The sequence below is a fragment of the Virgibacillus oceani genome (assembly GCF_014638995.1).
Taxonomy (GTDB): domain Bacteria; phylum Bacillota; class Bacilli; order Bacillales; family Amphibacillaceae; genus Virgibacillus_E; species Virgibacillus_E oceani.
In genome coordinates this window covers 135,212-156,790 of record NZ_BMFR01000005.1, presented here as the reverse complement: position 1 = coordinate 156,790, position 21,579 = coordinate 135,212, and the positions used below count along the sequence as shown (strand labels likewise).

Below are 21,579 nucleotides of genomic sequence, written 5' to 3'. Positions count from 1 at the left end.
CGCTCATCGTGTTTCCTTTATCTCCTGCGGTTCAGTCCAGCCCACACGTCGCTAAACGGGGGCTTGCGCTTTTGTTCGTATCCTATTTCTAGAATTATTCTAAAATTTGTTCAAATGTAATCGGTTGTATAGTATAATAGGCATAATATACCAAAACATGTAATTCAAAAGGAGGGGGATCATGAACGATTATACTCTAATTTTACTATCCGGTGGAATAGGCAAGCGCATGCAGGTGAACATTCCAAAGCAATTTCTGCTGCTTTCGGGCAAACCAATCTTTATCCACGTACTGGAAAAAGTTGATTCCATTAAAGAAATAAAGGAAATTATTATTCCTTGTCCAAAAGAATTTATATCAAAAACGTTAAGTATTATAAATGATTATGGTTTTTCCACGCCAATCCATTGTGTGGAAGGTGGAGAAACAAGACAGGAATCTGTTTATAAAGGATTGTTAGAGACATCCTATGAGAGAGTTATTATTCATGAGGCGGTAAGACCATTTGTAACAAAAGAAGAATATAAACAGTTAATTCAAACCAAAAATGAAAGCGTTATCTATGGATTGGATATTCCGTTTACAGTATTGAAAGGCAGTACATATGTTGAAGGTAATTTAGAGAGAAACAAGTTAGTTAATGTACAGCTGCCCCATAAATTCAACAAAAAGAAATTATTATATGCTCATGAATGTGCGCGTGATGACAATATGGAATTTACTGAGGACGCTAGCCTTTATTTTCATTATTATCAATCAGATATCCTTATTTTAAAGGGCAGTGAGTACAATATTAAAATTACAAAACCGATTGACCGAAAGATTGCTGAGGCGATATATAAAGAATCTATATTAATGGAGGAATCCTAATGTCGAAAACCTGTATAATTACTGGTGCAAGCCGTGGAATTGGAAGAGCAATTGCAATTGAATTAAGTAAACGGGAAGATATTTCGAATCTGATTTTAATATCCAGAACGGAAAGCGGGCTTGAGGAAACTTCTAAGTTAATGAATCATGGTAAAACGATTGATTTCTATGCCATGGATTTGACCAATTATGAAGAAGTTAAGAGACTTATTCATGCAGTCGGCGAACAATACGGTACAATAGATATGTTAATAAATGTGGCTGGCTATGCTAATCCGAAATCGCTTTTGGAAACATCTATTGAGGATTGGGAAAAGACATATCAAATAAATGTACACTCTTTGTTCAATATTACCAAAGAAGCGGTTAAATTTATGAAGAAAACCGGTGGTAAAATCCTAAATGTGGCCTCAACTGCTGGCAGCTCTGCACGGCCAGGATGGTTGGCGTATGCTTCATCAAAAGCAGCGTTAATTAGTATTTCTTCAACACTTTCGGAAGAGCTTTCGGATTATGGTATTTTGGTATATTGTATATCCCCAGGAAGATGCGCAACAGAACTAAGAAAGATTTTAGCACCTGATGAGGATCCAACAACAATAATGCAGCCTGAGCACGTTGGAGAGGTTGTTGGACATTTATTATCGGATGATGGTGTATGTTTAGATGGACAGAATATTGTAGTACGCAAACAAGTTAAAAAGGCAGCTATAAAGCAGGTTTCAAAACAAACAACTTAATATGAACAGCCGGGGCGGTATGAAATGAATGCTAACCAAATAGAAATTATACAAATTATATTATTAGCCTTAATATTGATTTCAGTAAATATAAGTTTTCTTAAGAAGGTCAGATTAATTGGGAAACGTACAATAGTTGTTATAATTCATTTTTTATCAAAGCTAATTCCCAAATCTCGAAACCTAGTAGTTTTTGGGGGAGAAAGCGGCCAGGGTTTTAGGGGAAATACGAAATATATATTTCTAGAGATGGTGAAAAATCCAAATCTGAAATGTGTCTGGATTTCTAAAAATAATAGCGTTATATCTGAGCTTACACAACGGGGGTTTACAGCATATAAGCATCATTCATGGAAAGGAATTACTGCACAATTACGTGCTAAATTAGTTATTCATTCGCACTCTATTAATGATGATTTCAGCAAGTCGTTTTTGGGAGGGGCAATCTCATACAGCACCTGGCACGGTGTTGGTCTGAAAAAAGTATGGGGGGCTAATAAGAATACATTTTCCTATAAGATTCTGCATGAAACCAGCTGGCTGAGGAGAACATTTGGGAAACTGGTTGTGAAAACAAATCAGGCCAAAACAAATTATGTTGTATCAACAAGTCCTGCAGTTTCATCTTATTATCCGGAAACATTTTTAGTACCTAAGGAAAATGTTCTTGAACTTGGACAAGTGCGAAATGATGTATTTTTTAATGATTCTGAAGAAGACTTAACAATACCCGATTGGATAAAAAATGAAAAGATAATCATGTATATGCCGACCCATCGTAAATTTGGCAAGCTTGAGACAGATATTAACTTAGTATTTGACTTTCAGGGTTTAAATGGATATTGTTCACAAGCTGGTTACAAATTTTTGGTCAAACGTCATATGTATAGTACGGGGCAAGTCCCAACTATTTATGAAAATATTATTGATATTAGTAATGAATCGTATGATCCTCAATTGTTATTAAAATATACGGATATGCTCGTAACAGATTATTCCAGCTGTTATACAGACTATTTATTATTGGATAGACCAGTTTTATTTTATTCCTATGATCTGGACGTTTATTTGAAAAAATCTAATGAAATGTATTTTAATTATTTTGATGTTACACCTGGTTCAAAAGTGATTAATTTTCCTAAGCTTTTGGAGGAAATAAAGCTTAATACAGAGGAGCCAGATATTTACAAAACAGAAAGAGATCGTGTTTTAAATGTTTTTTATTCAAAAGAGAATCAAGTAGAAGTACTGCAGAAGCAGGTGAAATATATTTATAATCACATTCTGAAAATGTAAATGAAGGGTAGGTATCGTATGCGACGTTTAAAATTTATACCTACTATAGTAGTGAAATATCTTATGCGATTTTTTTATGGATTGTTTAGCGTGTTGTATAAAGTAGATGGTAAAAAAATTACGTTTGCATCTTATCGTTCGGATAAACTCAAGGATAATTTGTATTGTGTTTATAAAGAAATGGAACGTAAATATCCATCATATAAACGGAATTTACTATTTAAGCAGTTTAATAGTTCGTTAACGGGAAAATTAAATTATATTATTCATATGATAAGAGCTTGCTATCATTTAGCTACCTCACGCTATTTTATAATTGATGATTATTATATTCCAGTCTATCTGATTAAACCACGAAAAAATACCGAGGTCATTCAGTTATGGCATAGTGCAGGGGCATTGAAAAAATTTGGTTTAAGTACAATAGGAAAACCATACGGACCAAGTAAAGACTATTTAAAGCATGTTAAAATTCATAGTAATTATTCAAAAGCCTATGTAAGTTCTGAAGGTGTAAGAAAATATTTTGCAGAAGCGTTTGGAATGCATAAAGACCAGATATATCCCTTAGGTGTGCCGAGAACAGATTACTTTTATTCAGAATCCAGATCAATTAATGTTCGTGAACAGTTTTTCCAAACCTATCCTGAAATAGAGGGGAAGAAATTATTGTTATATGCTCCTACTTTTCGGGGGAAGGGCCATTATCAGGATATATTTGAATGCCCATTTGATATGGAATATATGAAAGATGCATTAGAGGATGACTATGTTTTATTAATTCATTTACATCCTTATATGCAAGGAAAGCTAAAGCTTTCAGAGGATTTAACGGGGTTTGCTTATCATATTTATGAAGCATACACGATTCAGGAACTATTACTCTTAACGGATATCTTAATAACTGATTATTCCACTGTTTTCTTTGACTTTAGTTTGCTGAATCGGCCAATTATATTTTATCCGTATGATTTAGACGAATATAGGCGGGAACGGGATTTCTACTATACATATGAAGAATTGATTCCAGGACCATTAGTAATGGATACGGAATCTTTAATTGCATTAATCCAAAAGAATAAATTTGATACTAGTAAACTAACAAGATTTAGGAATCAATTTTTTGATCATCAGGATGGAAGGGTAACAGAGCGTATAGTAGAGCACATTATGAACAATTAAGGGACTTTATCGTTAGAAGTCCCTCTCATTCATTTATCGGACAAATATCTCTGGGTTATTTGAAAATACACCATCAGCACCGTAATGAATAAGTTCTTTATATCTTTCTTCCTTATTAACCGTGTATGGGTATACCTTATAACCAAGCCGTTTGCATTCCTGTACAAACGTTTGATCAACATATACATTATTCGGATGAATACTCGTAATGGTTAACCCACTATGTTTTGCATATTCCCAAGGGCGTAAAATTCGATAATAAAATAACATGCCAAGATCGAGTTCTGGTGCTAATTTTTGAATATTGGCCAGTGCAATATGGTCAAATGACGAGATTATTATATTTTCCATTCGGTTCCTTCTTTTTAAACAATCTATTAATTTAGCTTCAATACCTTCATAGATCACTGGAATGTTTTTTATTTCAATATTTAGCATGATATCCTCAGGGCATATTTCTAATAATTCATCTAGCGTAATCAGCGTTGTTCCTTTATATGCTTCGGAAAATGATGCACCAACATCGATTTGCTTAATCTCTTCAAGCATGAAATCCTTTATTAATCCTTTAATTAATTTGTTAAATCTGGATAATTTATGATCGTGGCATACAATCAGCTGATCATCTTTCGTTAATTGGACATCTAACTCAAGTGCATGTGCTCCATGACTAATTGCTTTTTGAAAGGCGGGCAGTGTATTCTCGGGTGCCTCTGTTAATGAGCCTCTGTGTGCAAAGTTAAGTACCACATGAAACAACTCCTCATAAGAATGATGTTAAACACTAATCTATTCAACTTTCTTTAATCTTTTATATAAAGTACTGCCAAGGTATTTAATTAACCCTTTATTATAAATAAAGAATAGCATTACTCCAAAACAAATACTAATCCATAACCCAATAGTATTAAATATAAATGGAACAATAATGGATGCAATGATAACCGGAAATAATACAAACATATCCCGATAATGAAGGGTTATTCTAAAATAACGCTTGGAGGAGACAATCCGTATTAGCCACATCGTTAAAAACGCCAAAAAAGTGGACAGCGCTACTGCATATAACCCAATATAATTGATCAAAACTAAATTAAACAATACATTTACAATTGCTCCGGAAACGGCTGTCACTAATATAACGTTCGTCTTTTTAGCCCCATGGTAACCAGCTCCCCAAAATTGAGAAAATGCGCTGAACAGAGTTGCAAGAAGCAGGATGCCGATATATTTCCATGAACTGTAGAATTCCTCTGCTATGGCAATTTCTAAAACCGGCTTCGTGATGAGGATTAGTATAATTACAGACGTTGCCATGAAGCGAAAGAAGTGCTTAAAAACCTTTGAGTAATATTCGTTTTTGTCAGCCGAATCAAACTCGACAATCGCACTATCCTTCCATGCCAACGAAAAAACGGTATTTATCACTATTAGTATGGCGGGAATTTTTATTGCGACAGCATAAATCCCGTTGTACTCTACTCCCAAAAATAGTGTTATCATATATCGATCCGACATTGTCACAATCCACCAGCTTATAGCTCCAGGAATAATTGGAATAGAGTATGTAAGAAAGGATTTTATCATCTTTTTAGAATAGGATTGAAATGATATATAGCCAGTAAATCTCATTTTAACCCATGCAATTATAATGACACCTATTCCAGCTATTATGGAAGAATAGAAAAATGCCTCCAGTCTTAGTTCTAATACAAAAATGAAATAAAGGTTCAATGCTACTGTTATCGCTGTCTGAATGATTCCGATAGATGCAAAAAGCTTATTATATCCTAATCCTCTTGCACACTGCTGAACAAAACTGCTGGCAATTGTAACATTTATAAATAGCAGTACAGCCCAGCCATATGGTACGGAAATAAACAATATTATAATGACAGCTAACAAATTAAAAAAAAGCAGATTTCTGAGGATGGTAACGATACCAGTAGTTATAATCTCCTTTCTGTTTTCCTCATTCTTCTCTTCCAGCAACCATCGATATACAGCGGCTACTAGCTCAAATGTAATAAATGGGGCAAGTAAAGTGGAAGTTGTTACAATTAAATCCCATAACCCGTACTCCGCAGTTGTAAAGTAACGGGTGTAAATAGGCAGCATCAAAAATACGAGTGCTTTGGAACCAAAGTTAGCGACGCCATATAGTAATGTATCTTTTAACAGCTTCTCTCCGTTTGCCATACTTGAACTGTCCCTTATCATTAAGATTTTAGTATCTTTTTACAGGTGAACTTTAGCCAGTATAATGGTGTCAGCAGGTAAGAATAAGCGGGAATTTTATAGTTATATCGCTTCATTTCCTGATAGATTTCATTTGAATAGGTATCACTTTTAATTGTTGCCAATACCTGAGCAATATAGTTTCCCTTTAAAGTATTGTATTTGTCAATATCAAATACTTCCTGATAGCTTTTTAGTTTTCCCATAACGTCAAATGTTAGCATCGTACGCAAGCATTTTACACATGCGGAACAATTAATTGTACTGCCACTCGTACACACGTTAAGATAACGATAGGTTGGCTCATAATCGGATGTGATCTTTGTTTTCTCAACTCTTGAGTAGCTGGAGCCGGCAGAGTAAAACGTTAATGACTCTGTTGACAGCATGTTTAAGGTCAAAATATCATAGGAAGCACCAATTGTCGGACTTAATTTAAAATGCTTGAATTGTCGGCCTGATGAATAATAGTAGTAACGAAATAGCTTCTGCAATGCAAGAACTGCCGCAGCATTCCGGATGGTGTGTGTCGGCACAAAATCCATGTTTAGTACTTCACTTAGATTAGAATCGATTGGTATGGTGCTGATCTTTTTTTCATCCGCAAAAGGTTTTACAAGCTGAAGCCTGTCTTTAAAAAGCTTTCTGGAATCATCACCGCCAAAGTCTCCATGTGATCCAACATTATGGAAGGTGAAATGCGTTAACTTGAATGACGCTGGGCAATGTTCATGTAAATGTTCATAGACCGTACAAAAAGAGTCAACTCCCGCTGAAAATCCTGTTCCAACCGCACCAATATTGTCGATAGGGGAGCTATCTAATCCATTATGCAAAATTGAGATTTGCTTAAAATTTGGCATAGCGAGATTCAGTGCATTTATTAGGTAGTTTGTTAATGTGTAATAAAGCCGTTCAGATACCGGAAAGTTCAATTGAATGTCCTGGCCATTTTTCATTGCTAAAAGTAACAAGCCAGCTAGAAATGCGTCACCTCTTTCGTAGGTCAGATATTCCTGGTATTCTTTTGGAACAGAGAACCATAAATATTCTTTTCTATCGTTCGTTTCAAATAATGCACGTATTATTCCACTGTCTCTTTCCGATATAAATTCAGGCTCATGAATTATCAATTCGTATCTCCTCTTTCTAAAAGATACTCATCTAACCTTTCAAAATGTTTTTCCGCATTTTGAGCTTGTATAGAGACATCTATTAAATTCGCATCTATACTATTAAAAACGTATTCCGGTGTAAGGGCAGAAATATTTTTAATATCTGTATAAGTACCATCAAAACCTATGTCCTGCATCGAATTTGTCATCTTATCGCTATAGACAATTGGGAACACGGGTTTATGAAATACCCATCCAAGGATCATCGAATGAAATCGTGTTGCAATAACAAAATTCGATGCTGCAATTAAATGTAATGTCTCATCAATATTGAACTTGTAGAAATGCTTGTTTAGTTTAGTTAAATAGCTTTCTGGAATTAAATTTGTTATCGTTTCAATCGCTTCATCATCCTGTTCATATTCACAAAATGACATTAGTGTGACAGTGTATCCTTTTTCGATAAAAAAAACTGCTAAATCTCTCATTTTCCGATAATAAACATCATCGTAATTGGATAAGTGTTTCCTTATCGAGGGTTTTATGACGGAAATGACAATGGAATCATGTAGAACCTGAACAGCTGGCGTTTTTAATTGAAAAATCATATCATCAGCCATGCGAACATTATGCAAATCGTTGAATAGCTCATAGGAATGCTTTTCTCTGAAACAGATATCTGTATACCCTTTGAATAACTCCTTATGTTCCTGATAGAATCCATTATCATGATAAGGCCCAAAGTTTGCACCCAACAGATAGAATGGTCTATTCGGGATACGCATTTCCTTCGTATTTTTCAATTCATCTCTCCAATTTTCTCCCTGTATAAAAAGGGAACCGCCAATATGGACAGCAGCATCACAGTCTTTAGCAAGCAGCCGACGAAAGAAACTGTAGATATGAAACTGTCTGAAGCAATAGTTTAATCCTCTGACGATAATCGAGTTGCTGGGGAACAAACGTATATTGTTGAATTCTTTAAACGTTTGTTTGTATTCTTTTGGTGCATATAACACAAATATTGTCTTGGGATACTTCTCACATAAAACCTTAATAAACAGATCATCGCCTAAATTAAAATGGGTGTATGCATAAACCATTACCTTCTTCATACCGTCAAATCCTCTGCTTCCTATTTTAAAAGCTATACTATAAATGATAGCCACAAAAGAGGGATTTTTAGACATTTATTTATTAACACGTTTCAGCAACCGAAATAAAGGATTCATTTTATGCTTCATAAACACCTTCATACTAAGAAAGGAGTATATCCCATTAATAGCGTTGTATCTAATCATTCGGCCAATATACCTTGCCTGCATGCCATCCTTAAAATAAGCAATATTTTTTCTGACAACGTTATTAGAGATGATATGAGCTATCTGTTCCTTTTTTTCCAGCGATGATAGGCTGCTATCTTTAAAAAATAAATTATTAAGGGAATTGACCACACCGTTAGCATAGATTGTATGTAGTGATTGCTGATTTTCCCCGCTGTAACAATTATGCTTGACTAAAAATCCTTTAACTTTTTGGTATAGCATTTGCTGATTATCAAAGAGTTCTTGATTGAATTCATTAGTGAGTGAATGCCGATTAAAGGTATAGTTATATAATTGATCACGAATGATGCTAATGTGGCTACACTTCTGGATGTAGTCCATATTAAATAAAAGATCTTCACCAATTGAAAACTCTTCCCTAAAGCGTATCTTCTTGTCCTGTATAATTTCCTTTTTATATAATTTGTTACAGGGAGAGGGGAGAAGGATAGCTTTATATAATTCCCCAAAGTGCTGCATAAATTCCTCCATTGTATAAATGCCTTTTAAAGCGGGGATATATTTTTGCAATGGTTTGCTTTTGTCCATTAATTGATAGCCACACATAACAAGTTGAACATTATCTCGCATACCTTCGACTAGTTTTTCTGTCATATTTGGATCTATCCAATCATCAGCGTCCACAAACTGAATATATTCCCCGGTGGCAGCTGCAATTCCAGTATTTCTTGCTTTGGAAGGTCCAGCGTTTTGCTGATGAATCACTTTGACACGATTGTCCGTATTAGCAATAGCCTCACAAATTTCCCCGCTATTATCGATTGACCCGTCATTTATTAAAATAACCTTGATGCTTGGATACGTTTGGGTTAATACACTAGTTATACAATGATTAAGGTGTGGTTCAGCATTGTAAATGGGAATAATTATACTAACTGTCTTCATTTTTCACACCATCATTCCGCTGCATCAGTTCCATACCAATCGCTAAAAATAAAATGGCTGCATAGGACATTACCGATGGAGCAAACAAAACATGTCCAGCCACCAATGCAATGCCTAAACACAAACCAAGTGCAGTGAACAATAGTACTTTTTCGATGGATAACGGAAGCAAGTTTTTTATAACAAGCAAAAATAAATAAAATAAAGGAATGAGCAATAAGATTGAACCGATCAAACCATAGCTGAAAAACAGATCGAAAAAGTCCATTTCAATAAGTTTTGGATCCTCATTATAATCACCGGCATATCCAAGACCAAAGGCTTTTCTTATTCCATTTGCCTCTGAATAATCCTCGTTTATCGTTTGTAAGTAAAGGTGCCGGGAGCTTAAGATCCTGACCATCAGGGAAGAGGATTGTTCATTTTTGCTATCAGAAACCTGTACCCGCTCAATCTCTTTAGAATGCTCATAATTAAGGTTCTGTGTGTTAGAGGCAATAGGTGAGAATGGTGATAGACATACAAATAAAATTACGGTGCCAAAAAAGAGCAATGTTTGTTTATTTTCAACCACCTGCAGCTTATACGTAAATAACAAATAGATCGCATAAATAAATACAATAACAATCCCACCAGCAAGAGCAGTCTTCGTTCCGATCATTGGTACCATGCTGAAAATAAATACAAAGGCTAGCCAAGACAAAATACTTTTATTGTACCTCAAGTTAAGTAGTGTCAATGCTAGCAAAACAATCACTATAACACTTAATTCATTTGCCGAGAAAAACCAGCCAGAATAACCTACACTTTCATACTGATAACTATTTATGCTGGTATTTGTTACGATTGCCAGCCAATAACTGCCACCAACAATCAGACTAACAATTGTTGTTGCTTTACTGAATGATTCTCTATCCAGAACGTATTTTTTAAATAAAATAATGGATAAATAAACAATTACCAGATAGTAACTTGTTTTTAATGCAAAATTAATTTCCGGAAACAACAAAAAATTGCTCTTTAGAAAATAATTTGCGATTAGTGTTATCAAAATGGATCCAAAAGCTCCGAAAAAAGCGAAAAGCATTATCCGATGGTTATGCAGGAGGTACTTAACAATAAGTATAAATAAAAACGCCATTACGAACGTTCTGAATAAAGCCCCGATAGAAATTGCTACATCGCTGTATTGGTTTGTTATTGAAGTTATAAGATCAATTACTGGTTGAATGATGATAAGTAAAAAAATCAATCCTTTGTGCTTTTCCACTGATTGCAGCCCTTTCGTTAACAAATAATAGAACACATCACAATTATGGACAGTAATCAATCAAATATTCACGGTGATTATATTTTCTGCCTTTGCTGGTTATATTGGGTTACTAATGAAGTAACTGAAAAGGCAGATGAATATAATGAAAATTTTACACTTAAATGCTGGAAACGAAACTGGGGGCGGAATGCATCATATACTTAGCTTATTAAAGGAATTTAATCGAGAAGAATTTATTTTAGGGGTCCTTGAAAAAGGGGAACTGCTTAAGCGGGCAAATGGATATGGAATAAAAACAGTTCATTTTTCCAATCACCTAAAAATAAGTGTTCCACTTATGCAAAAGATTGCTAACTATATTAGACAGGAAAGGATTAATTACATTCATACACACGGGCCACGTGCAAATGTATATGCAAATATTTTAAAAAAAATAGTACCATTTCACTGGATTGTAACAGTACATAGTGACCCAGAACATGACTTTTTGGACAAAGGAATGTATGGGCGTTTTTTATGCCGGATTCATTTAAATGCTATTAAAAATGCAGATAAAGTAATTGCTATCTCAGAGCCCTTTCGCACTAATCTTAATGGAGTTGGAGTTGAATATAATAAGATTGTCACGGCATTAAATGGAATTGACTTTAGAAAAAAATTGCCAAAACCGCATTTTCGAAATGATCTGGGATTTACGGATAATGATTTTTTGTTTTTCATGGTAGCCAGACTAGAACAAGTAAAGGGCCACAGCATTGCTTTTGAAGCATTCTCACAATTAGTGAAAAAAAACAGAGCCTGTCATATGCTGCTCGCCGGAGACGGGACACTAAGAAACCATTTAAAGCAATTGTCTAGCAGTCTAAATATAGAAAAACATGTCCATTTTATGGGGCATCGAGATGACGTCGAGCGATTTTATGAAATGGTGGATACAACGATGCTTACCTCATTTAGCGAAAGTTTTCCACTTGTATTATTAGAATCAGCCAGAGCGAAAACACCCATTATTGCTTCAGATGTAGGTGGGATCAGCGAATTAATTGGCGATAATTCACTAGGCTGGAGAGTGAAGCCAGGGAATACTTCTGAACTTATTTCTGCCATGGAAGAAGCGATAATTTTTAGGAATCGGGGTATGTTAAAAACAATGGGAGAAAAATTGCAATCACATGCTTCGTCTAAATTTTCATTGGAGATTTTTGCTGAAAACATTTATAATGTATACTTAAGTATGGAAAATGTTAATTGAATGTAAAGCATCTTATATAAGATGTGTAACATATACAATTAAAAAGCGTCTAAATAATTGAACGGTCAAATAAATGAGGTGGGCTAAGTGGTAAAAATAGTGTTATTAGCCTTTTTAACATTGTTAATTTCATTAATCATTACACCGATAATTATAAAAGTTTCATTAAAAATGAAAGCAACAGATAAGCCAAATCATCGAAAAGTACATACAGATCCAATTCCGACATTAGGCGGGTTAGCAATATTTTTTAGTTTTCTCATTGGATTGGTTATTTTACAGCCATCTAATGAATATCATCTTGCAATTATATGTGGTGGCTTCTTAATTATCGTACTTGGATTCTTAGATGATTTGTTTGATATATCCCCAAAGGTTAAATTTTTAGTTCAGATTGTTGCTGCTTTATTAGTTGTATTCTGGGGTGGCTTGCAGGTTGAATTTATTAACCTGCCATTTGGTGGACAAATCGAATTTGGTTTTCTGAGTTCAATTGTAACCGTTTTTTGGATTGTGGGTATTACAAATGCAATTAATTTAATTGACGGTTTAGATGGACTTGCAGCTGGAGTGTCTTCCATTGCGTTATTTACAATCTCCGGAATGGCGATCATCATGGGTGATATTTATGTTGCGACAATGGCATTAATATTATTTTTTAGTACGATTGGTTTTTTACGTTACAATTTTTATCCCGCAAAGATTTTTATGGGGGATACAGGGGCATTGTTTTTAGGTTATATGATTTCTGTACTGGCCCTGCTTGGATTTAAAAATGTAACAATCATTTCATTTATTATCCCTATTTTTATTTTAGGGGTACCAATATCTGATACACTTATTGCAATGGTTAGAAGGTATATTAATAAACAGCCATTATCAAGTCCAGATAGCTCCCATTTACATCATAGGCTTGTTAGTTCAGGTTTTACGCACAAACAAACTGTATTGTTCATATATGGCCTAAGTGCTATGTTTAGTGTGGCAGCAATTCTTTTTTCAATGACAACTGTATGGGGATCGATTTTGATTTTCTCCATCGCATTATTGGCAATTCAAGTTCTTATTGAAAATCTTGAATTAATAAATAGTGAGTACAAACCATTAACAAATTTTTTTAAAGGATTGAGACATAAATCGTAACAGTGGCCAGATTCCGGAAGTCAAATTTAAAGAAATCGGCGACTAGTTGATTTCAATGTTATTATAAAAAAGCTGCTAACCATCCCTTGGTTAGCAGCTTTCCTTTTGTTTAATAAGAATTTGATGAACTACTGTTGCTTGTAGTGGGTGTTGATTGGTCTGAAGCTGTACTTGTTACACCATCCAATTCCAAATGTTTTTTTAGCAATTGTTTTGTTCCATTTAACGCAACTTCGTCTAATTGCCAGTAGTAAGTTCCACTTGGCTGGTAATCATGTCCCTCTAATGACAGTGTTTCAAAGTCAAGGTTTGTTCCCTTTGTTCCGTATGCAATAAAGCTTTTCATTTCATCAAATGTCATGTTGGTTGTCATGTTTTCTCCAACAGCTTCAATAATATCATCATATTTCAAAATGGAATTCATCGAAACTGCTTTTTTAATAATTGCTTGAATGACTTCCTGCTGCCTTTTACCGCGTTCAATATCGTTATCCTGCTTCCTGGTTCTGGCAAATGCTAGTGCTTGCTCACCGTTAAGCTCTTGTTCTCCTGGTAATAAGTGAATTGCTCCTGCTTGGTCCTTAGAGTTTTGTTCGTACATTTCATAAGGAACATCAACCGTAACACCATCTACCGCATCAACGACATCAATAAACGCCTCAAAGTTTACCTTCGCATAGTAATCAACTGGTATATCTAATAAGGTTTCAACTGTATCAATGGTTGCCTCTGTGCCACCATATGCATGGGCATGATTGATTTTTGTTTTGTAGCCAACCTCAGGAATGTACACATATGAATCACGAGGGATACTAAGTAATTTTACGCTTTTATCTTTTACATTAAGAGTAGCCAGCATTAATGTATCCGTACGTGAGTTTTTCTTATTGTTACGAACATCACTTGCATCAACACCCATTATTAATACGGAAACATTATCTTCGCTTGGATCAACTATTTTGTCCCTTAGTTCTGATTTTTCTCTTCCATCATCTTGATAAGATTCAGAGAAAACGGAATCAGCTTTAATATATAGATAAGTGGCGTAGCTTATAAGGGCAAAAAAGGCGACTAATACAGGAACTAAAATGAAAAGTGCTCTTTTCTTTAGCTTTCGCTTCTTTCTTCTTCTCACCATTCTAGTTTGTGGTGTCTTTTTATCTGACATAAAGTTAATTCCCCTTTAAGTTAACATTGTATTTCCTGATGCCAATGTTAAAAGTAGTTTATTTATGAATCATCATCTTGATATAGTAGTATTATATTATTGTAGACTAGTAATATAGTATTCATATTTGAATAGAAAAAAAGAATTTTTAATGATATCATATTTCAAATAACAATAAAAAAGTTTTACATTTTTTAAATGAAAAACTAACATTAATTTTACTATGAATTAGCCCAAACGTAAATTAAAATATTATTACATTCTTGTAAGGAATGTTTCAATGGATAATATATATACTAATTAGACGTTTACCGATTAAAATAGTTACAACTTATCAGTAAATTATTGAAAGGTTGCTGGAAATGGCGGAAACAAACGATACTGTAACAATTATGGACATACCTTTTATGAATCTAACAAAGAAAGACTTTCTTTATTATCACCTATTTCCAAGATTAAATAGACAACAGAAATGCTTTGTTGTGACGGCAAATCCAGAGATTGTGATGAGAGCAAGGGAAGATAAATCATATAAGGAAGCTATTCAATCAGCCGATTATGTTGTTCCAGACGGTGCAGGAATTTTAAAGGCTGCCAAATATAAGAAGACTCCTCTGCAAGAAAGGATTCCTGGCTATGATCTAATGCTTGATTTATTGAAATTTGCTGATGTGCAAGGGTTAAGTTGTTACTTCCTAGGCGGGAAAGATTATGTTAATGAAAAGGTTATTTTGGAAGTTGAAAAACAGTTCCCCGGAGTGAAAATCGCTGGACATCATCATGGATATTCTGATATGGATGATGCAAAAATTGTAGAAGATGTGCAAAAAGCAGAACCTGATCTTGTTTTCGTTGCACTTGGACTTCCGCGGCAAGAAAATTGGATAGCGAAGCATTATCATAGATTCTCTAAAGGATTATTTATTGGAATTGGTGGGAGCTTTGATGTGTTAGCGGGAGAGATGAAACGTGCACCGCAGGCATGGATTAATTTAAATCTTGAGTGGTTATACCGATTATTGAAGCAGCCATTTCGCTTTAAGCGTATTTTAAAGGTGTTTGAATTTATGGCACGGGTTATATTGAAAAAGGATAAAAGCTAGGGTATGAGTAAGGCATCGTACTCTAGCTTTTTTGGAATTAATAAGATGGTTTATCACCTAAATCGTCTTTTGCAAAGTCTGTAGTATTTTTATTGCTTATGGATAAGTCAAGATGTTCACGTAGTTCCTCTTGGACACTTGCTCTACTTTCTTCATCTACAACGTAATACCAAAGGTCATCATCCATAAAGCCGCCACTACCATCAAGGTTAATCATTTCTATAGCAATGTTTTTATTTATACCATACGTTAAGAAACTCTTCATTTCATCAAACGTTAGATTTGTCTTCAAGTTCGGTCCAATCGCGTCTAAAACATTGCCTAATTTAAAAATTGTTGAAGCGGAAGTAGCCTTTTTTCCAATCCTTTTAATGATTTCCTGCTGTCTTTTACCTCGTTCAATATCACTGTCGTATTTACGGCTACGTGCTAATGCTAGTGCTTCTTCACCATTTAAAAGCTGTTCACCAGGTTGTAGGTGAATGGCATCCGCATTATCATTGGAATCTTGCTCATATATCTCAAAAGGAACATCATATGTAATACCACCCAGTGAATTTATCACGCCTATAAATGCTTCAAAATTTACTCGCACATAGTAATCTACTGGAACATTTAGGAAATTTTCTACCGTTTCAATTGTTGCTTTCGGTCCACCATAAAAATGTGCATGATTTATTTTCGTATTATAGCCAATTTCGGGTACATACACATATGAATCGCGTGGAATACTTAAAAGTTTGATAGAATTTTGTTCTTTGTTAAAGGTTGCCAAAATTAGTGCGTCCGATCGACTAGCCGTTTCATAATCCCTTTTTTCACTCTCGTCCACTCCAATAAAAAGGACTGATACATTGTCTTCGATAGGATCGACTTCTTCTGCGCGAAGGTTAGAAGTATTATTTTCTCTTCCAATGTCTTCGTGGGAATCTGATACAATTTCTTCCGTTTTGTTATAAATATGTGCTGCATAACCTATACCAATCGATAAGAAAAAGAGTAAGGTAACTCCAATGTAGATAAACAAATTTCTTTTTCGTTTATTATTTGGTTCATCCGTATTATGTTTTCGCTTGAACATAGCTTAACTCCTTATGAGAAAATACTTAATTTTCATTTTACAGTTAATTGTGATAAATGTGTAGTAATTTTTTCCTGTATATAGGTCAAGATTAGTGGAATTCTTCGAAATTATTTAACAAAAGTATAGTAAAGGATTAATATTTCATCGTTATAATGGCACCAAATATGAATAGGAGGGAAATAAATGATCAAGTATTTGGCTGGTGCTATTCTATTCACGATCACTATTATTACTTATTATGCAGTTGGAATCGAGCAAACATTGCCTATTATTCAATACACAACTTATTTAATTCAAGGCATTGTAATCTTCTTTACAACCTATTTTTTCTTAATTGGCATTCATGGGTTTAGAAAAAGGAGGACTGAGGAGGAAAAAAGCCAGAAAAACGTTTTGCCGTCCTTGTTGCAGCTTATAACGAAGAAGCAGTTATTGGTGACATTGTTGAAAACTTGCAAAATCTAGACTATCCCAAGGAATTATACGATGTATTTGTTATTTGCGATAATTGTACCGACAATACTGCTAAAATTGTACGAAGCAAAAACGGAAAATCAATGGAACGTTTTGATGAAACGAAGAAAGGAAAAGGACACGGCCTTGAATGGATGTTTGAGAAACTTTGGGAAATGGAAAAGGAAGGAAAAGAATATGATGCTGTTGTCATGTTTGACGCTGATAACTTAGTCGATCCGAAGTTTTTAACTATAATGAACAGGAAGCTTTTGAATGGTCATGAAGTTATTCAGGGCTATTTAGATTCTAAAAATCCTAATGATACATGGATTACCAAGAGTTATTCTTATGCATACTGGGTAACCAATCGTATTTACCAATTAGCTAGAAAAAATCTTGGACTAAGTGCCCAACTTGGCGGTACAGGTGTAGTGCTAACAACGAGAGTATTAAAAGCTATAGGGTGGGGTGCGACGTCTTTAACGGAAGACCTTGAATTTAGTGCCAAATATATCATGCAAACTGGTAAACCGGTTGAGTGGGCAAATGAAGCAATTGTTTATGATGAAAAGCCACTTGGATTTTTAGCATCATGGAAACAAAGGGTACGCTGGATGCAGGGGCACTCTTATTGCAATTATTCCATTCCGATGATTAAAAAAGTATTAAAAGAGCGTAAATTAATTTATTTCGATGCACTTATTTATCTTGTGCAGCCATCGAAAATTTTATTGGGCTTGCTACTATCCTTTTTGGAGTTGCATCGTCCATTAATGTTTATGCAAGTGACCTGATTTCTTTTAACAATGAAGCGGTAGCAACATTCTTTAACTCACTTTTCGATTATAAGTTATTTTTATTGTATCTATGTTTATTCTGGTCCATGCCATTTATAAGTTTGATAGTGGACAAAAAGTACAAACAAGTTTTTTGGCTTCCATTCGTCTATCTATACTCATTGACCTGGCTGCCAATCACTCTAATTGGTTTTATCAAACGAAATCAAAAAGTATGGGTTCATACACAGCATACGAGAAGAATGACTGATGTTGGTTTTGAAATTAAGACTAATAAGGATGAACATTCTGCATAATCTATTACTATATCAATACAAACTAGTGTATTTGCGATTAGTACGGGTTCTTTTTTGTTCTAATAATTGGTATGTTACAAATTATTTACAACAACATAACAAAGGTGTACAATTTTTTGTGGCACTTATCTAGTACTATTGAATCAATAGATTTTATATAAGTACTGGATATATCAAAAAAACAATGAAATTTAGCGAAATATGTGGTTAAATAAGTAGAGAAGGAAAGACAATCATATTACATTGATCTAAAAATAATAGACCATATATGAAACCTATTATCATTAATGATATTTGATTATTAATGGAAGGAGTGAAATTGTTGACATACAGAACAAGATTGACATTGCTAGTTTTAATGGATTCGTTAATAGTCAGTACTGCAATCTTTATAGCCTCATGGATTGTTTATCCAAATATCCCAGTATTTGAAATGCCAGCATTGCTGATTAGTTCTATTGCACTTTTAATATTTCATCATTTTTTTGCAATGTTATATAGGCTTTATAATAAAGTATGGGCGTATGCAAGTGTTGGAGAATTAACTGCAATTGTACAATCGATCACGTTATCTATTATTTTTGCAGGTGTCGTTCAATATTTAGTGAACGATTTTTCTCTTTATAAAAGGGCACTAGTAGTAACATGGATGCTACATATTATTTTAATTGGTGGATCACGTTTTATATGGAGAATGTTTCGCGAACGGTATATTACTGAAGGTACAAATAAAAAGCGAACATTAATTATTGGTGCTGGTTCTGCAGGAGCAATGATTGTACGTCAGTTAAAGAATAATCACAATACATCAGAATTATTACCGATTGCCTTTGTTGATGATGATCCAGCAAAGCAGAAAATGCAATTGTATAATTTACCAGTATTAGGTATGGTAAAGGATATACCAAAGATTGTAGAAAGAAAAAGTATTGAACATATTGTTATTGCTATTCCTTCTTTGAGGAACGGTGCTTTAAACAAAGTTGTGGTTGAGTGTAATAAAACGAATGCAAAGACACAAATGATTCCGAAGATAGAAGATATTATGACAGGAAAGGTTTCTGTCAGTCAACTGAAAAATGTTGAGGTTGAAGATCTATTAGGAAGAGAGCCAGTTGAATTAGATATAGAAACTATTTCTGGTAGCGTAACAGGTGAAACGATTTTAGTAACTGGAGCAGGTGGTTCGATAGGTTCCGAGATATGTAGACAATTAATGCGGTTTACACCTAGTAAAATAGTCTTAGTTGGGCATGGAGAATATAGTATTTATTCAATTGAAATGGAGCTTCGTGAAAGATTTGGAAATTTAGGTATAGAATTTATACCCGTCATTGGGGATGTACAAGATCGGGATCGCATGTTTGAAGTTGTGAATGAACATAAACCGACAATTATCTACCATGCTGCAGCACATAAACATGTACCTTTAATGGAATACAATCCACATGAAGCAGTTAAAAATAATGTTATTGGCACGAAAAATGTTGCAGAAGCTTCTGATACTTTTGGGATTGATACGTTTGTTTTAATATCATCTGACAAAGCAGTCAATCCAACAAACGTTATGGGAGCAACTAAACGTGTTGCTGAAATGGTTATTCAGGATCTAAGTAAAAAAAGTAAAACAAAATTTGTTGCTGTTCGTTTTGGGAACGTGTTAGGTAGTAGAGGGAGCGTTATCCCATTATTTAAAAAGCAAATACAAAAAGGCGGGCCAATTACCATAACCCATCCAGATATGACTCGCTATTTTATGACGATACCGGAAGCTTCCCGTTTAGTGATTCAGGCCGGAACTCTTGCAAGGGGCGGTGAAATATTTGTTTTAGATATGGGAGAACCAGTAAAAATTGTCGATTTAGCCAAAAATCTGATTAATTTATCTGGTTTCACTGAAGATGAAATCGAGATACAATTTACTGGTATGCGTCCTGGAGAAAAAATGTATGAAGAATTACTTGGAGAAGATGAAGTTTATCCAAAGCAAGTTTTTGATAAGATTTATATAGGTAAAACGAATGTGGTTAGCAAAAATATTGTAAAAGGTATTACTGAAAATTTTCACGAGAAATCTGATAAAAAATTGAGGGATGAATTGCTACAGATAGCAAATCAAAAAAATATTATTAAAAATGTCGTAAGTAATTGAGAAATGAGATGACTTTATAGATAGAGGATATTTTATCGTGTTTATAGAGTGTTGTAACTTTAAAATTCCCCTATTTTCAATGATGAATTACGTAAATTAAAATATATATTAATATAGAATTGCTTTTACATTTAGGGGTGAATGATTTGGAAGAGGAAATTAGTATAAGAGAGATTATTGAAAAATTATGGAAAGGCAAATGGATTATTGTAGGGATTACATTCGTTGCGTTAGTAATAGGTCTTGTTTACAGTTTTCTGTTTGTGGATCCTGTGTATAAAGGTAATGCGAAAGTGGCGGTGAACAATGTTGCTTCAGTTCCTGAAAATGTTCAACCATATATTAATGAAATGACTAAACCACAAGTTTTTGAACAAACACTTAAATCAACTGCAGTATTAGAGAAAATTATTGAAAAAGAAAATCTAGAATTAACTGTTGAACAATTACAATCTAAATTTAAACTCGAAATACCTACGGAAAAAGGTGGAAATTCTTTTATTTCTATCTCCTTAGAAGGTACAGATAGAGAAAAGATTAAGAACATCATTGATAATGCTATATTATTGACTAGAGCAGAATTAGCAAAAAACATCCAGTCTAGACTGTCATTATTAGAAAAAGAATATAATTTGAAGATGGAAGAAGAAGATAAAGAAATTGCAGCGGCAGTTAAGAAGTTCAATGAGATAAGTGCTGGAGAAGGACTTCCCTCATTAATATTATTTCAACAAAATACAACTGAAGGTCAATTCGTACTTGAAATAAATGAAGATATCTTAAGCCAATTAAAGGACCTAAAAAAGATTGACCAAATAGAGTATGAAAAAATAAACAGTAAAATACAAAACTTAACATCGTTATATAATTTTTATAGTAACAAATACGATGAAGTGAGAAGTATTAGTACGATGAATATAGTTGATATAAGCACGAATATTTTATCGGATACATTTGTTCCAAATAATCCAGTTTCTCCGAATAAGATCTTAAATATTGCGATTGCAGTTATATTAGGAGTTATTGTAGGTGTTTTTATAGTGATTTTAAGTGATTTTTTTAGGAATGATACCCCGGTAATAAACAATAGTGAAAAACATAACTCTTAAGTTCCAAAGCCTAATACAATATAGAAATTATTTCCATTAATCACAATGTGAGTTGGGCAATAGCGATTAATTG

At 34.1% G+C, this 21,579-nt stretch carries 20 protein-coding genes; 12 read left to right on the top strand and 8 right to left on the bottom strand.

The window, feature by feature from the left end:
* Positions 1 to 181 precede the first annotated feature (181 nt).
* The 4 genes from IEV74_RS08710 to IEV74_RS08695 are packed head-to-tail and all read left to right on the top strand — an operon-like array spanning position 182 to position 4,089.
* Positions 182 to 871 carry an IspD/TarI family cytidylyltransferase gene (locus tag IEV74_RS08710; protein WP_188454988.1) on the top strand — a complete coding sequence of 230 codons (690 nt, stop codon included), beginning with the start codon at positions 182 to 184 and terminating at the stop codon, positions 869 to 871.
* The gene (locus tag IEV74_RS08705) at positions 871 to 1,611 is read left to right on the top strand and encodes an SDR family oxidoreductase (RefSeq protein ID WP_188454987.1); all 741 of its coding nucleotides are present in this window, start codon (positions 871 to 873) and stop codon (positions 1,609 to 1,611) included. The genes IEV74_RS08710 and IEV74_RS08705 overlap by 1 nt, the downstream gene beginning before the upstream one ends.
* 24 nt (positions 1,612 to 1,635) lie before the next feature.
* Positions 1,636 to 2,907 carry a CDP-glycerol glycerophosphotransferase family protein gene (locus tag IEV74_RS08700; RefSeq protein ID WP_188454986.1) on the top strand — a complete coding sequence of 424 codons (1,272 nt, stop codon included), beginning with the start codon at positions 1,636 to 1,638 and terminating at the stop codon, positions 2,905 to 2,907.
* A gap of 18 nt (positions 2,908 to 2,925) precedes the next feature.
* A complete protein-coding gene (locus IEV74_RS08695) occupies positions 2,926 to 4,089 on the top strand; it encodes a CDP-glycerol glycerophosphotransferase family protein (protein WP_188454985.1) in 1,164 nt (387 codons plus the stop codon).
* A 33-nt stretch (positions 4,090 to 4,122) separates the two neighbouring features.
* On the opposite strand, the gene IEV74_RS08690 is transcribed toward IEV74_RS08695, so the two are convergent.
* From IEV74_RS08690 to IEV74_RS08665, 6 genes are all read right to left on the bottom strand, one after another.
* Positions 4,123 to 4,839 (bottom strand): glycerophosphodiester phosphodiesterase, encoded by a 717-nt coding sequence (locus IEV74_RS08690; RefSeq protein ID WP_188454984.1) that lies wholly within the window; start codon positions 4,837 to 4,839, stop codon positions 4,123 to 4,125.
* 39 nt (positions 4,840 to 4,878) lie between these two features.
* Positions 4,879 to 6,288: a lipopolysaccharide biosynthesis protein gene (locus IEV74_RS08685; RefSeq protein WP_188454983.1), complete on the bottom strand. Its 1,410-nt coding sequence runs from the start codon at positions 6,286 to 6,288 to the stop codon at positions 4,879 to 4,881.
* A gap of 20 nt (positions 6,289 to 6,308) precedes the next feature.
* On the bottom strand, positions 6,309 to 7,460 hold the full coding sequence (locus IEV74_RS08680; protein ID WP_188454982.1) for a hypothetical protein: 1,152 nt from the start codon (positions 7,458 to 7,460) through the stop codon (positions 6,309 to 6,311).
* Positions 7,457 to 8,557, bottom strand: a complete 1,101-nt coding sequence (locus IEV74_RS08675) for a polysaccharide pyruvyl transferase family protein (protein WP_229683105.1) — start codon at positions 8,555 to 8,557, stop codon at positions 7,457 to 7,459. The genes IEV74_RS08680 and IEV74_RS08675 overlap by 4 nt, the downstream gene beginning before the upstream one ends.
* Before the next feature lie 75 nt (positions 8,558 to 8,632).
* The gene (locus IEV74_RS08670; RefSeq protein ID WP_188454980.1) at positions 8,633 to 9,673 is read right to left on the bottom strand and encodes a glycosyltransferase family 2 protein; all 1,041 of its coding nucleotides are present in this window, start codon (positions 9,671 to 9,673) and stop codon (positions 8,633 to 8,635) included.
* Complete coding sequence (locus IEV74_RS08665; protein WP_188454979.1) at positions 9,660 to 11,003, bottom strand: O-antigen ligase family protein; 1,344 nt, start codon at positions 11,001 to 11,003, stop codon at positions 9,660 to 9,662. The genes IEV74_RS08670 and IEV74_RS08665 overlap by 14 nt, the downstream gene beginning before the upstream one ends.
* Positions 11,004 to 11,088: 85 nt before the next feature.
* Here IEV74_RS08665 and IEV74_RS08660 point away from each other — a divergent pair, with 85 nt between their 5' ends.
* Together IEV74_RS08660 and IEV74_RS08655 are read left to right on the top strand one after the other, a co-directional pair.
* Entirely contained in the window at positions 11,089 to 12,198 is a 1,110-nt protein-coding gene (locus IEV74_RS08660) for a glycosyltransferase family 4 protein (protein WP_188454978.1), read from the top strand.
* A gap of 96 nt (positions 12,199 to 12,294) precedes the next feature.
* Positions 12,295 to 13,341 carry an MraY family glycosyltransferase gene (locus tag IEV74_RS08655; protein ID WP_229683109.1) on the top strand — a complete coding sequence of 349 codons (1,047 nt, stop codon included), beginning with the start codon at positions 12,295 to 12,297 and terminating at the stop codon, positions 13,339 to 13,341.
* A 109-nt stretch (positions 13,342 to 13,450) separates the two neighbouring features.
* Here IEV74_RS08655 and IEV74_RS08650 read toward each other — a convergent pair whose 3' ends face one another.
* Positions 13,451 to 14,509: an LCP family protein gene (locus IEV74_RS08650; RefSeq protein WP_188454977.1), complete on the bottom strand. Its 1,059-nt coding sequence runs from the start codon at positions 14,507 to 14,509 to the stop codon at positions 13,451 to 13,453.
* 362 nt (positions 14,510 to 14,871) lie between these two features.
* On the opposite strand from IEV74_RS08650, the gene IEV74_RS08645 reads away from it, so the two are divergent.
* Entirely contained in the window at positions 14,872 to 15,612 is a 741-nt protein-coding gene (locus IEV74_RS08645) for a WecB/TagA/CpsF family glycosyltransferase (RefSeq protein ID WP_188454976.1), read from the top strand.
* Between the two features lie 37 nt (positions 15,613 to 15,649).
* Here IEV74_RS08645 and IEV74_RS08640 read toward each other — a convergent pair whose 3' ends face one another.
* On the bottom strand, positions 15,650 to 16,693 hold the full coding sequence (locus IEV74_RS08640; protein WP_188454975.1) for an LCP family protein: 1,044 nt from the start codon (positions 16,691 to 16,693) through the stop codon (positions 15,650 to 15,652).
* Positions 16,694 to 16,879: 186 nt separating this feature from the next.
* On the opposite strand from IEV74_RS08640, the gene IEV74_RS19655 reads away from it, so the two are divergent.
* From IEV74_RS19655 to IEV74_RS08625, 5 genes are all read left to right on the top strand, one after another.
* Entirely contained in the window at positions 16,880 to 17,161 is a 282-nt protein-coding gene (locus IEV74_RS19655; RefSeq protein WP_229683104.1) for a hypothetical protein, read from the top strand.
* Positions 17,128 to 17,946 carry a glycosyltransferase family 2 protein gene (locus IEV74_RS19650; RefSeq protein ID WP_308418986.1) on the top strand — a complete coding sequence of 273 codons (819 nt, stop codon included), beginning with the start codon at positions 17,128 to 17,130 and terminating at the stop codon, positions 17,944 to 17,946. The genes IEV74_RS19655 and IEV74_RS19650 overlap by 34 nt, the downstream gene beginning before the upstream one ends.
* Before the next feature lie 89 nt (positions 17,947 to 18,035).
* Complete coding sequence (locus IEV74_RS19645; protein WP_229683103.1) at positions 18,036 to 18,245, top strand: hypothetical protein; 210 nt, start codon at positions 18,036 to 18,038, stop codon at positions 18,243 to 18,245.
* A 322-nt stretch (positions 18,246 to 18,567) separates the two neighbouring features.
* Positions 18,568 to 20,397 (top strand): polysaccharide biosynthesis protein, encoded by a 1,830-nt coding sequence (locus tag IEV74_RS08630; RefSeq protein WP_188454974.1) that lies wholly within the window; start codon positions 18,568 to 18,570, stop codon positions 20,395 to 20,397.
* A 146-nt stretch (positions 20,398 to 20,543) separates the two neighbouring features.
* Entirely contained in the window at positions 20,544 to 21,506 is a 963-nt protein-coding gene (locus tag IEV74_RS08625; RefSeq protein WP_188454973.1) for a Wzz/FepE/Etk N-terminal domain-containing protein, read from the top strand.
* Positions 21,507 to 21,579 lie beyond the last annotated feature (73 nt).